The sequence below is a fragment of the Sorangium sp. So ce296 genome (assembly GCF_051529605.1).
Classification (GTDB): Bacteria; Myxococcota_A; Polyangia; order Polyangiales; family Polyangiaceae; genus Sorangium; species Sorangium cellulosum_D.
On the sequence record NZ_CP150325.1, the window covers coordinates 2,085,043 to 2,098,023 of the forward strand.

The 12,981-nt window shown below is 68.2% G+C and carries 10 protein-coding genes; 5 read left to right on the forward strand and 5 right to left on the reverse strand.

Features of this window, described 5'->3' with window-relative positions; genetic code table 11:
- Positions 1-74 precede the first annotated feature (74 nt).
- Positions 75-575, reverse strand: a complete 501-nt coding sequence (locus tag WME98_RS08020; protein ID WP_437950742.1) for a universal stress protein — start codon at positions 573-575, stop codon at positions 75-77.
- A gap of 233 nt (positions 576-808) precedes the next feature.
- Between WME98_RS08020 and WME98_RS08025 the strand changes: the two genes are divergently transcribed.
- Both WME98_RS08025 and WME98_RS08030 read left to right on the forward strand, forming a co-directional pair.
- The gene (locus WME98_RS08025) at positions 809-2,005 is read left to right on the forward strand and encodes an NrdH-redoxin (RefSeq protein WP_437950743.1); all 1,197 of its coding nucleotides are present in this window, start codon (positions 809-811) and stop codon (positions 2,003-2,005) included.
- A gap of 559 nt (positions 2,006-2,564) precedes the next feature.
- Positions 2,565-2,690, forward strand: coding sequence for a hypothetical protein (locus tag WME98_RS08030; protein WP_437950744.1), 126 nt, complete (start codon positions 2,565-2,567; stop codon positions 2,688-2,690).
- Between the two features lie 890 nt (positions 2,691-3,580).
- On the opposite strand, the gene WME98_RS08035 is transcribed toward WME98_RS08030, so the two are convergent.
- Positions 3,581-3,949 (reverse strand): hypothetical protein, encoded by a 369-nt coding sequence (locus WME98_RS08035; RefSeq protein ID WP_437950745.1) that lies wholly within the window; start codon positions 3,947-3,949, stop codon positions 3,581-3,583.
- A gap of 541 nt (positions 3,950-4,490) precedes the next feature.
- Between WME98_RS08035 and WME98_RS08040 the strand changes: the two genes are divergently transcribed.
- Both WME98_RS08040 and WME98_RS08045 read left to right on the forward strand, forming a co-directional pair.
- A complete protein-coding gene (locus tag WME98_RS08040; protein WP_437950746.1) occupies positions 4,491-4,739 on the forward strand; it encodes a hypothetical protein in 249 nt (82 codons plus the stop codon).
- Positions 4,740-5,614: 875 nt separating this feature from the next.
- Positions 5,615-7,021, forward strand: a complete 1,407-nt coding sequence (locus tag WME98_RS08045) for a trypsin-like peptidase domain-containing protein (protein WP_437950747.1) — start codon at positions 5,615-5,617, stop codon at positions 7,019-7,021.
- A gap of 120 nt (positions 7,022-7,141) precedes the next feature.
- On the opposite strand, the gene WME98_RS08050 is transcribed toward WME98_RS08045, so the two are convergent.
- Positions 7,142-8,926: a protein kinase domain-containing protein gene (locus tag WME98_RS08050; RefSeq protein ID WP_437950748.1), complete on the reverse strand. Its 1,785-nt coding sequence runs from the start codon at positions 8,924-8,926 to the stop codon at positions 7,142-7,144.
- A 24-nt stretch (positions 8,927-8,950) separates the two neighbouring features.
- On the opposite strand from WME98_RS08050, the gene WME98_RS08055 reads away from it, so the two are divergent.
- Positions 8,951-10,119 (forward strand): IS3 family transposase gene (locus tag WME98_RS08055; protein WP_437950749.1). Its coding sequence is split into 2 segments (ribosomal slippage): positions 8,951-9,203 and positions 9,203-10,119, totalling 1,170 coding nucleotides; the frame shifts between segments, so codons are not numbered across the junction.
- 248 nt (positions 10,120-10,367) lie between these two features.
- On the opposite strand, the gene WME98_RS08060 is transcribed toward WME98_RS08055, so the two are convergent.
- Together WME98_RS08060 and WME98_RS08065 are read right to left on the reverse strand one after the other, a co-directional pair.
- Entirely contained in the window at positions 10,368-12,035 is a 1,668-nt protein-coding gene (locus tag WME98_RS08060; protein ID WP_437953964.1) for a sigma 54-interacting transcriptional regulator, read from the reverse strand.
- A gap of 2 nt (positions 12,036-12,037) precedes the next feature.
- On the reverse strand, positions 12,038-12,859 hold the full coding sequence (locus WME98_RS08065; protein WP_437948501.1) for an IS630 family transposase: 822 nt from the start codon (positions 12,857-12,859) through the stop codon (positions 12,038-12,040).
- Positions 12,860-12,981: the final 122 nt, after the last annotated feature.

The window sequence follows — 12,981 nt, forward strand, 5'->3', positions numbered from 1 at the left end:
GGGGCGAGGTGCGTCGAGCCGTGACACCATGGGATGCTCACGTGGTCGATGCGATCCCCGGTCACGCCGGGAGCTCACCGCATCTGATAGCGCCCTGTCTTCTCCACCGGCTTGATGCACCCGACGACCGCACCGCGGCCACCTTCGTAGGCCCGATGACCGAGGCTGTCGTCGGCGGGGGCCTCGGACGGGCGGAGCCATACATCGTCCTCGGCGGCGAGGGACACCAGCCGATCGTGGATGCGTTGCATCGCCCTGACCGCTTCTGTCCCCTTGAGCTCGCGAAAGTGTCCGAACACGATGAGCTGGGCGTCGTCTTCCTCCGCACACCTGACGATCTCTTCCGCCGCGGACCCCACCCGGATCATCGGGACGATGTGGACCCCACCGCCGAGCTCTGCCACGAAAGCGAGCAGCGCGTCCGCCACCTTCGGCTGCGCCTGCGCGGACGCAGCGACGTAGAGGACCCGGAGCTCAGCGTCCCAGGAGCGCGCTTGTCCCAAGGCGACTCTCACCGCCGCGGCTGACAGCTCCGAGAGATCCGTGGCGACCAGGATCCGCTGAACAGGCTCCATGCTGCCCCTCCCCGGTCTGGCCCAAGTCCCAGGGTTGTGATGGACCGACCTGGCGCGTGACTACCGTGCCCATGAGCCAGCAATAACCAGCAATCATCGTGCCCCGTCATCGTTGCCCTGCGCCATGCATCACGCGCCACCTACGAGGCCGCTCGCAGCGCTTGTGGACCGGTCACGTGATCCGCTGAGCATGCGTCGTGCGACAGCCACACCGCATGCGACCTGCCGTCGTCATGCGAGCTCTCGTGGCGTGCGTGCTCGCCCTCTCGCTGCTCTGGAGCGTCTCCGGGCGAGCTGCGCCGATCGAGCCGCGCGCGGACGTGGAGCTGTTCACGCGTATGGGGTGCCCTCGCTGCGACGAGGCCAAGCGCTTCCTGACCGAGCTCGAGGGCCGGCGGCCCGGCCTGCGCACGCTCGTCGCGGATGTCGTCGAGGACCGCGCGGCGCTCGACCGGCTGAGGGCGATCGCCGAGGAGCAGTCGACCGCTGCGTTGAGTGTCCCGGCGTTCTATGTGCGCGGGGTGCTCGTCGTCGGGTACGCAGGGCGCGACGTGACGGGCCGGCGCATCGAGGCGTTGCTCGACAGCGCGCCGCCGCCACCCGCTGCGGCCGGCGAGTCTGCTGCGTCGTGCCCTCTCGCGCCGGAGCAGCCGCCGTGCCCGGCCGACGGCGCCGCGCCGAGGCCCGGGGTCGTCGACGTGCCCGTCCTCGGGCGGCTGGACGTCCGCGATCTTGGCCTGCCGGCGTTCACTGTCCTCCTGGGGCTCGTCGACGGCTTCAACCCATGCGCCATGTGGGTGCTCCTCTTTCTCCTCTCCTTTCTCGCCACGCTGCGGAGCCGGGCAAAGATGCTGCTGATCGCCGGCGTGTTCGTGCTCGTGAGCGGCCTCGCCTATTTCGCCTTCATGGCTGCCTGGCTGAACTTCTTTCTCCTGGTCGGCGCGTCGCGTGCCGTGCAGATCGCGCTGGGGGCCATCGCCGTGCTCGCCGGTTCGGTCCACATCAAAGACTTCTTCGCGTGGAAGCGGGGCGTGTCGCTCAGCATCCCCGAGTCGGTAAAGCCGGGGATCTACGCGAGGATGCGGGCCGTCGTCAGGGCGGAGAGCCTGCCCGCCGCGCTCGTCGCCGCGGGCGTCCTCGCCGTCATGGTCAACATGGTCGAGCTCCTCTGCACCGCGGGCCTGCCCGCGCTCTACACCCAGCTCCTCGCCGAGGAGCGCCTCCCCGCGTGGAAGCACTATGCCTACCTCGGGCTCTACAACGTGGCCTACATGGCGGACGACATGGTCATGGTCGGCGTCGCGGTGGCGACGTTGAGCCGCCGCAAGCTACAGGAGAGGGAGGGACGGTGGCTCAAGCTGCTGAGCGGAGCGATCATGGTGCTGCTGGGTCTGCTCCTGCTGCTCAAGCCCGACTGGCTGGCCACATGATCGGCGCGTCATGTACGGCAGCACGAGACCGCGACGTGGGCCTGGACCGCGTGGTGCGTGCTCCCGGTGTGCAGCGCTCCTCGTGCCTCTCGGCTTGCTCCGCGGTCAGCTTGGGATCCAGAGGGAAGCTCTCGCGGTCCTTGTCGCCGACGAGGACGCGGATGTAGAGCCGACCAGCGTCGTTGCGGAAGCGCGATCCCGTGGGCCTGCGGGGCATGGCGACGCTCTTCTACCGCGATTCGCGGTCGCGCTCACGCACGGGCGGCCTGCCAGCGTAGGGGCCCGGCACGAGGCCGGCCTCACGAAGCACCGCCGCTGCGCCGCCCCCCTGCGGAAGACCCGCCGTCCCATCGACGATTCCGCTGTTGCACTCCAAAGACGGGCAGCCGAGGACGTTGCTCATACACGGCAGCCGGGTATTGACGAGCGGCACCTTGGTATACTTCTCGTTTACGACGTCAGCCGGCAACGCTGGGATGCTCGTAATCTGCCCTCCTGACGCCGCGACCGCTCCGCCGCCGAGATCCTCCGCTCCGTCCCGCCGCGCGACCGCGTCGTGATGCTCCGGTTTGGCCTCGACCTCGACGACCCCGCGCACGCGGCGCACTTCGTCTCGGGTGTCCGCGCCGCGGACGACGCGACCGCGGCGCAGGAGCGCTGGGAGAGGGAGAACGCGCTACGTTGAGGTGGAATCCCGCACGATGAGATCATCGCCAAGGTAAGAGCGCGCCGGCCTCGATGACCTGACCTTCCGCTGCTTGCTCTCAAGGCTCGGCATCGAGCCCTGCTACGATGCCGGCGTGCGCAGATGCAGGACCGCTGAGATCGCCTCTGTCAACATCGCTGCGCTTGCCAGCGCCGCCCGACGCGGCGAGGTCGACACCGATGTCGAACTCGCCATCGCGGGCACCTGCCTCGTGCTGGCCGGGACGATCACCGTGCAGCTCGAGACGACCCGCGTGGCCTCCGGCGGCCTCCGGCTCTGGGCGCGTTGTCCCGGCTGCTCCGCGCGGGCGGCCGTGCTGTACCTCGCTGCGCCGGGCCTACGCTGCCGGCGCTGCGCTGGGCTCGTCTATCCTGCGACACGGCAGCGTCCCGAGGAGCGTGTCCTCGAGCAGGCGCTCGCACGGCGGACGAAGGCGCGGGCCGCACTCGGCGCTGGGCCGGACCCGCGGGAGCCGATCCCGCGACGACCGCAGGGCGTGCGCTTCTCGAGCTGGGTGCGTCGCCTCGACGAGCTCCACGAAGCCCAGGCCGCGGTGCAAGCCGCGCTCGCCGCGCTCGTCGGCCGGCTCGGTGCCCGCTCCGGAGCGCTCGCTCAGGACGCCGGCTCCCCTTCCCCGGCGCCGCCGGCCGCGCCCACGCCTGAGACGCCTTCGAGTGAGGGCCGGCCAGCTCGCGGAACCGCACCCTGAGGGACCTCCAGCGCCCTCGAGCCTGGCGGTACTCCACCTCGGGGCGGCCCCGCGCGGAGCGCCCAGCACCGGGAGCAAGGAGACCGGCGCTGTCGTGGCTGGCCCCCGGCCTGCCACGCACGCCCACGCGACGCCGCTGGCAGCGCCAAGCGGACCCGCTCTACTTCTGCAGCAGCCGGCCACGCCTCGCGTCTTCGGAAGAGGCGCTCGCTCGGCCGGCCCGCGGCTGCCGGACCGGCTCAAGGCCGGCAGCCGCCAGCACCGCCGCAACCCCGGTCCGCTCGTCCTCCGCTGGGGCTCGACGCGGTGCCCGGTCACTGCCCAGCGCCTGGAGGTAGGCGACGAACGCCTCGCGCCGGACCAGGCGCAGCTTGCCGAGCTTCGCGACCGGTAGGGGAAAGCCCGGCGCGCGGATCGCGTCGAGGAACACGCGAGCCGGGATCCCGGTGACCGACGCGACGTTCTTCTGCGAGAGCGTCTCCGGCTGCGGCGCCGTGATCGTGAGCCCGTCCAGCGGGATCGCGAGCATCGCCGTGGCCATGGCGGAGGAGCTGACGGCCCTGGGGCTCCGCGATCCGTCGACGGGGGTCTCCAGGGTCGTCCTCTCGATCGCGCGCATGCTGTTGTCAGACTCACGAAGAGCAAGGTGTGACGACACACGCGCGAGAGCCACCGATGCCATGCTGTACCTCCATCCGTGTAGGGTTCGGGAGCAACGGTGACCGAGGTCGCCCGAGAGGGCCCGAAAAGGTATCTCGGAGACAAAGGTATCTCTGCAAAAGATACGTTTGAACGCGGGTCGTTCGTCTTGTTCTTCTCGAGGTGCGTATTCCGGGTCGACGTGACGGCCGATTCCGAGAGCACGTGACGGCCCGTTCCGAGGGGACGTGACCGGGCGTTCCGGGCCACCCGACGGGGTGTTCCGACACACCTGACGGCTCGTTCCGACGCACGTGAGGGGCCGTTCCGAGGGACGTGACGGACCGTTCCGACGGGGGTAACGGCCCACAGGCGGCGCTCGCGGTCGCAGCCTCATCGCGTACATGGGCGCGATGTCGGAGCGGCTATCGATGCGGAAGGTTCGAGAGATTTTGAGGCTCAAGTTCGAGTGCAAGCGCAGCCGAGCGGAGATCGCGGCGGCGGCCTGCGTCGGCGAGAGCACGGTCAGCGGCTACCTGGCGCGCGCGGAGAGGGCGGGGCTGACGTGGGAGGTCGCCCGAGAGATGACCGAGGCTGAGATCGAGTCGCGGCTGTTTCGCGACGTCGGCCGCAACGAGCCGCCCGCGCGCGTGCCGATCGACTTCTCCTGGGTGACCTGACCGCGCTCGTCGCTACGCTCCGGTCCACGTCACGCCGGACTGGGCCGTCGCGTCGCTCCGGAACGAGCCGTCACGTCCGTCGGAATACGCAGTTCCTGCGCCGTGACGCTCGGTGCACGGCGTCGCGGTGCTCGGGGCAGCAGTAGATCTGCCCGCGCTCGCAGCACGCGCACACGACGAACACGCGCATGCAGCACGGGTAGCTGGCGTTCCGACCGATCTGCGCGCTGCCTCCGTCGTGCACCGTCTCTCCGACGGCGTGGCGATTTGTTGCCCTTGTGGCTGGCCTGCACGAAGCTCCGGCACGTCGCGCACCGTCACGTAGCGCCGACCGAGGGCTCAGGCAGCAACCTGGGCCCTCACCTTGTTGTCACGCCGACGCCAGCGAGCTTACGGGCCGACCATCTCCGGCCGCCAAGTTCGCGTCCAATATCCGCGGATATGCGTGACCGCTTACAAACTTCTACCGCCTCTACATCACCGGCCGGCAGTCGCGCACGGCTACATGCCCCCCCGCTGACGCGATGGGAAGTCACGCCGCTGCGAAGTCGTGACCCGGCTGACGCAGTGGATACATCGACGGGGAGGTGCCACTCCGGGGAGTGTCGCCACCGGTGATGCGGCGGGCACCTGTGCCGCCGGGAGCAGGTCCGCATCTTGCATTCATGCCCGAAGATTGCTCAGATGTTCGGCCACACGGGCAGAAGCCAAGTGCGGTGGCCCTGCACGTTCGGCGCTATGCGGGTAGCTCAAACCGCGAGGACAAGGCCGTCCCGACCCAGATCCATGGTGGTGGAGATAAAATCTTACGATTGTGCTAAGGTTAGCTCGTACACTCGCGCAGGTGTGCTTCCGCAACTCCCTGGAGTTCTCCTATGCTTCTTCCTGCCGATCAGATCCAAAGCCTGCATGCTGCCGCGATCACGGCGCAACTCGTCGACCAACGGGAGACGCTATTCGCCAATGTTAACAAGCACTTCGTTTCTGGGCTCACGCGCTCTACCGTGCCCATGAGTCAGCTGCTCCTGGATCTGCACCGCATGAATGATGTCCACGCGCTCACGGATGGGACCGTGCCATTGGAGTCATGGCTCCAGCAGGCAGTGATCCTGACCACAGGCCTCCCGCAGCAGGCGGAGTTCGAGGAGGCCCTCGATCGAGTGCAATCCGCGCTGGAGCTTGGGGGCAGGAGGCGAGGACCGCACGAGCAGACCGGCTCGTCGCCGGGCCACAGATCGACAGCAGGTCCCTCGCGGCGTCGCCACTTCCTCGATGAAAGCCCATTCGATTTCAGTCGGCCCGAGGCTCAGTCGCTGTGGTCGCTTTTGGAGCAAAACCTCTACCGCATCGACGACACAGTAGAGGCGCTCGAAAAGGCAGGGATATCGAAGGGGCGCGTCCGCCTGGAGCAGCCGCCCCGTACCCGGTGGCACGATGCACTGGCTGCCGCCGCGTATCAGGGGCGCCTACGGCAGCTCGTCGAGGGGCTCGTCAGGGATCCCGAGTGGGCAGGGCTTCGCGGACGGTTCGAGGAGCTCCTTGGCGAGGCCCCGGCAGGAGAGATCGGCCCCCGGAGCATGGAGTGGAAGGCACAGGAGCCCGTCCGGGGACACGAGCGCCTCACCCGCAGGAAGTCCAGGCTGGTGGACGTGGCATTTCTCGAAAAGGGTTTGGAGTGTACAAAGTCCGTCGTTCGGATCAACGCCTTCTTCGACGGCGAAAGCCTCACCGGAACTGGCTTCTTCATCGCGCCGGGCCGTGTGCTCACCAACCATCACGTCCTCTTCCATCTAGGGAAGAAAGCCAATCGGGTCGCCGTATGGCTCGATTACCAAATTCGTCCGGACGGCAGTTTGCCGCGCCCGGACGTGGTGACGACAGTCGGGCCCGAGATCCAAGGGCAAGCCGAGTATGATTGGGCCACGGTCGATGTACAGGATCAGAGAGTTCAAGGAGTTCCGGCCCTCCCGCTGCGCGCGGGGCAAGCCGTTCAGGTTGGCGATCATGTCAGCATCATCCAGCATCCGCACGGCTTACCAAAGAAGCTCGGGATTTTCGGCAGCGAGGTTCGCTTCGTGAGCGAGGACGTGATTCAGTATCTAACGGACACGGAGCAGGGCTCGTCTGGATCGCCGGTGTTCAATCACCTGTGGGAGGTCGTCGCTCTGCATAACCAGTGGACCGTGGCCGACATGACAGGCGGCGGGCAGGAGATCCGCAACCAGGGCGTCCGCATCGACCGCGTGGTCGACGCTCTAAGCCGTCGAAATCTGCTCGCGTAGCGCGAGGACGGAGGCTCTTCCGGTGTCTGCGGCAGCGCAGGAGCTGCGTTCGTCCGAACGCGCGCACGTTAAAACGCACGCAACACGCGACGCCCCTGAAAACGGGGCGGCATCGGCCCCCTACGAAGGCGGCTGGATCTTCGACGCGTGGGCGGCGTGGCCGATGGCACGCTGCCTGCATCTGTGCCATCGACGCCGATCCTCATCGCCTAGGAGGGACGAGACGTGCCGATTGTCGTGAAGCCCATCTCCAGCGCTCAGGAGACCCACCCGAAGCTCGATCCCCGTCTTGCTGCGCTTGTTGAACTTGATGATCACGTGTTCGAGCCGGCGGATCCCGAGGCAGCAGGCCCCTTGGACGCGCAGCGAGGGGGTGTGGAAAGCCACGTCACGGTGCAGCGGCGCGGCGGGCCTCTGGCGTTCCTCACCGGTCCACGGCGATGGGCCGGCGCCTTCGACGCCCATGAAACACGGCTCCCCGGAGGCCGTCGCGATCAGCGCCGCGTCTGCGTGGGGCCAGGCCAGGGTGAGCCACACGAGCAGATCGACGAGCGCGTCAGGGACGCCCTGCACCTTGACTGGGCTGGGATCGATGGGCGCAGCGTGGAGAAGCCCGGATTCCAGGGCTTCGATCGCCGCACGGTGTACGACGAGGAGATTGCGCTTCCAGCGCGCGACGCCTAGGCGCAACCAGGTCGCGAGCTCCTCGATGATGCGCCCGGGCATGCCCTCGGTGCGCATATGAAGCACACGCGCAGCGTCCTCGCGCAGGTGTAGGAGGCGGTCCGGACCAGCGAACAGGCCCCGAAGATGCTCCTCGCGAAGCGGCGACAGCGTGAGTGTCTCCTCGGGATGGTCGGGATGGCGGTGGTCCGGGGGTCCCTCGTCCGGCAACGGTGCCGTGCCTCGTACGCGTACGATTGTACCGGCGGCACGGCACGCAGCGAGCACGTTCAGGCTCGCGCGATCGAGTTGTTCCGCGTCATCCGCGAGGAGCACCGCGCCGCCCGCGAGCGCCTGGCGAACCTCTGCCTCCACGACAGCGCCGACTTCCGCGAGTGATCGGACGGCGTGATCCGCGAGCGCCCCGACGAGAGGCGACAAGCTCCCGAACGCCCGCTCCGACGGCGTAAGGAACACAACGCGCCGCTCGTCGCCGAGAACCTGAGCCAGGGCGCGGAGGTAAAGTGTCTTCCCCACGCCGCGAGGTCCGACGAGATCCACCGATCTCCCGGCCCGAGCGGCACGCACGAGCGCGTGCAACGTATCCTGCGGTCCCAGCCAGGAGAACTGCGGCGTCTCGACGGAGACCTCTCCGCGCAGCCTGCGCAGCGCGTCGGCGGCCGAGCGCGGTCGAGCCTCGGGATCGTAGGCGATGAGCTCCTCGACCACACGGGCCACCGCTGCTGGCACCCCCGGCGCCGCCTCTGCGAGCGGTACGGGCGCCTGCTTCTGCGCGCGGAGGAGCTCGCCGAGCGTGGCACCATTGTATGGCAGCCTTCCGGCGAGCGCCTCGTAGACCATGACGCCCACCGCGTAGAGATCGCTACGCTCGCTCGCTGAGCCGCGCAGCTGCTCCGGCGCCCTGTACGCGGGCGTCCCGAGGATCTCCAGATCGCGTGTGAAACGCTGGGCCATGGCGTCCGTACGATGGACGAGCCCAAAGTCGAGCACCTTGACCTGCCGCTCCGGCGTGATGAGAACGTTCTCCGGCTTGAGATCGCGATGTACCACGAACCCAGCGTGCACATGGGCCATCGTCTCGAGGAGCGACGCGGTGACGTCTGCGATGTCTGCCCAGGCGCACGGGCGCCTCTGCCCCGGGAAGGACTCGCCCTGAATCCGCTCCATCACCAGGTAGGGCCTTCCGTTCTCAATCTGGTCCTCCCCCGCTTCCGTCGACACCCCCGACGGCACCAGGAGGCAGGGATGGGACGGAGAAAGAGGAGGGCGTTCACGCCCGAGTTCAAGGCGGAGGCGGTACGGCTGGCGAAGGCGAGCGACCGGAGCATCGGCCAGGTGGCGAAGGACCTCGACCTGACCGAGACGGCGCTGCGCGACTGGATCAAGCGCGCGGACACCGACGCGGGCCACGGCCCGCCGGGGGCGCTGACGACGCCGGAGCGTGAGGAACTGCAGCGGCTGCGCCGCGACGTGAAGCGGCTGGAGATGGAGCGCGAGATCTTAAAAAAAGCGGCGGCCTTCTTCGCGAAGGAAAACGAGTGAGGTTCGAGTTCATCGACGCGGAGAAGGCGCACTACCCGGTGCTGGTGCTGTGCGCGGTGCTGCTGGTCTCGCGCAGCGGCTACTACGCGTGGGCCAAGCGCTCGGAGTCCGCGCGGGCCAAGTCCGACGCTCAACTGAGCGTGCAGATCAGGGCCGTGCACCACAAGAGCCGTGGCCGCTACGGCAGTCCGCGCATCCACGCGGAGCTGCGTGCTCGCGGCATGCGTGTCGGCAAGAAACGGGTCGAGCGGCTGATGCGCGCTCAGAGGCTCGCGGCTCGGAGGAAGCGGCGCTTCCGCCGCACCACCGACTCGCGGCACAACGGCCCGATCGCCCCGAATGTGATCGAGCGGAAATTCGATGCTCGAGCGCCCAACCAAGTCTGGGTGACGGACGTGACGTACATTCCCACCGGCGAGGGCTGGCTGTACTTGGCCGTGATCCTGGACCTGTTCTCGCGCCGCGTGGTCGGCTGGGCCGCGAGCGCGTTCAACGATCGCGCCCTGGCGCTCACCGCGCTCGCGTTCGCCTTGGGAACGCGGCGGCCGGCGCCTGGGCTGGTGCACCACTCGGATCGTGGCAGCCCCTACGCCAGCGACGACTACCGGCTCGTGCTCGGGGCCCACGGGCTCATCCCGAGCATGAGCCGCGCCGGCGACTGCTGGGACAACGCCGTGGCCGAGAGCTTCTTCGCGACGCTGAAGGCGGAGCTGGTCGAGCACGAGCGCTACCCGACGCGAGCGGCCGCCATCGCATCGATCGGAGACTACATCGAGAACTTCTACAACCTGAAACGACGGCACTCACGGCTCGCCTACATGAGCCCGATCGAGTTCGAATTGAAGACCTACGTGACCGCGCGCGCGGCATAGTGAGACTGTCCGCGGAACCGGGGGAGGACCAATCCCATCGTCGAACAGCTCGACGACACCCGGCAGGCGCAGCCGCAGCGCTGCCATCTCTAGCTGGACGCGCGCAGCTGAGACATCGGCCTCTGGTCGCAGGAGCTTCACGGCCACGGCGCGGTTGCTTAGCCTGTCACGCGCCTCCCACACCTCGCCGAAGGTGCCCGCCCCTAGGCGAGCGGTGAGCTCGTATCTGCCGGCAATGAGGTCGCTGGTCATCCCTTCCCCTCAGCGTCGTCCTGTGGAGGCGAGCCCAGGACGCGACGCGCCTCCGCCAACTTCTCGACCTCGCGGCGGTAGTATGCGCTGTGATTACGGCTCTCCACGGTCGCTTCCTTGCCGAGCAGCACGAACGCGCGACGGACGGACTCCTTCTCGTCACCCCCGAGCCGTCGGCGCGCGGTCTCGACGACCAAGGCCTTGAAAGCGTCGGCGATGTCCAGGTCAAGCTTCGCCTGGCCGGCGACCACGCGCCGCTCCGCCTCGGAGACGAACGCATCGGCGGCGCGCTCCAGGTGATCCAGGACCGACTGCGGACTGCCCCTGCCCTCGTACTCGAGGGCGCGTTCGACCTCATGAGCGCCGAGCACCATGTCGACGTGCTCCGCGCCGCCCGACAAGCGGGATAGTGCGTACGCGCGCCGCACGATGTTGTCGAGCTGCCGCAGGTTGCCTGGCCAGTCGTGCGCCGTAAGCAGCCGCGCCGCGTCGGGCGCGACCGCCACCTCGCCGCCACCCGCGTGACGCCGCCGCAGCATGTACAGTGCCCAAGGGACGATCTCGTCGCGCCGATCCCGGAGGCTCGGGATGCGAACCGGCAGCACGTTGATGCGATAGTAAAGATCCTGTCGGAAGCTGCCACTCTTCGACAGCTCGTAGAGGTCAGCGTTCGTGCCGACGATGACTCGCACGTTCGCGGGCTGGTCGCCGGTGCCCCCGCCGAGCGGCCGATACGTCTTCTCCTCGAGCAAGCGGAGCAGACCCGCCTGGGCACGCAGCGACAGCTTGTCGATCTCGTCGATGAACAGCGTGCCTCCCTCAGCCTGCGCGATGCGGCCGAGCGTGTTCTTCGCGGCGCCGGTGAACGCGCCCTTGCGCCAGCCGAAGAGCTCCGCCATCTGCAGATCTTCGGGGACAGTCGCAAGATCGAGCACCTCGAACGGCAGGCTGTTAATCCGGGAGTGCTCGTGGCACCATCTCGCGAGCCGGCTCTTGCCCACGCCCGTGGGCCCACCGAGCAGGATGGTCTCTTCCTGATCGGCGAAGACGCGGAGCATCTCGACGATCCTTTGCATCGACGCCCCGATGACGGGGAGGAACTGATCGGGGCGGGTCGACTCCACCACCGTCACGGGCAGCCTCGTCACATACGCCGTGGCGACGGCCGCCAGCGCCTCCAACGTGGAGCCGCACGCGAGCCACACGAAGGCCTCGCCGAGCGCCTCCTGACAGCTGGCCTCGATGGACAGCATGCCGTCGACGCCGCCGCCGGGCACGCGCAGCGGCACGGCATACAGGTGCGTCACGTCGCGTTGGAGCAATGTCGCGATGCTACCCCGAACGTCGAGCTTCTGCGCCGGCGCACCGGCGATCGTGAGGCCCGGAGCGAGCGTCACCTCGCCGAGAACGACGTCGATCTGGACGGATTGATTGTGCTCCTTGACCCAACGCCATGCGGTGGCTGACGACAGGTGCGCGCCGCCGCCGCGTGTCAGGACGCCACGCCCACCCGCAGGTAGCGCATCGAGCGCGACAAGGCGGACGTACCCGTCGTCTGGCCGCAGGTGCACCATCGCGCGCAGGATGCGACCGCGCTCGTAACGGGACGACGAGACGCCGCTCTCCGCGACGTCTAGTGGACTGTTCGATAAGTTTTTTAACATAATCACGCGGCATGCCGCTCAACCCAGCGGTGCATTTTCTGCCGCGTCCAGGACCACCTGAACGGGTGAGCGTAGAGCTGGTCGTACTCTCGCCAGCTCGCGTCCAGGTGCTCGACGAGCTGCTGGCGGCTGTTCCAGCTGCCGCGCTTCAGGTAGCGCTCGCTGAACGCGCGGAGCAGCAACTCAGCCTGGTTGAGCCACGAGGCGTGCGCCGGCGTCACGAGGACGCGGACGTGCGGGTAGAGGGTACGCAGCAGGGTGGTGGTCTCCTGTGCGACGTGGGACGGGGCTCCGTCCCAGATCAGGTGCACGCGTCGCGCATCGCAGCACTCGTGGAGTAACTCGGGCAGGATCGCGCGCAGGTGCTCGCTATCGTTCCGGTTGGGGCACCATCCGCGCATCTTGCCCGTGTGCACATCGAGGACCGCGGCGAAGTTCACCGTCCCGTGCCGGATGTACTCGAACTCCTGGTGCTCGGCCTGGCCGGGCCTCACGGGGCGCGTCGGTCGCCGGCGTTCGAGCACCTGGATGTTCGGCTTCTCGTCGAAGCAAAGTACAAGCTCGCCGCGCGCGGCTAGATCCGAGGCTCTTTCGTAGCACCACAGGATGCGCGTCACCCTCCTCTCGAAGTCGGCATCGATCGTGGGCGTCTTCCAGTACCGCGAACGGTGGGGTTGCAGATCGGCGGTACGCAGGATCAGCGAGACGGTCGAGTGCGCGATCTTCGGCACCAGCCCACGCTCAGCCGCCACCTTCGCCAGGCTGCGCGTCGACCAGTGCGTCATGTGCAGCCCGAGCCCTGCGGGCTCACAACAGGCGAGCATCTCGAGGCCGACGCGTTGCAGAGGGGGAAAAAGCCCGGGGCCGACCCTCGCGAGGGGCGTCCTCGACCGCCCGAACCCCCACCTTTTCGTACCGACGGCAGAGGTGCCAGATGCTCTCGCGC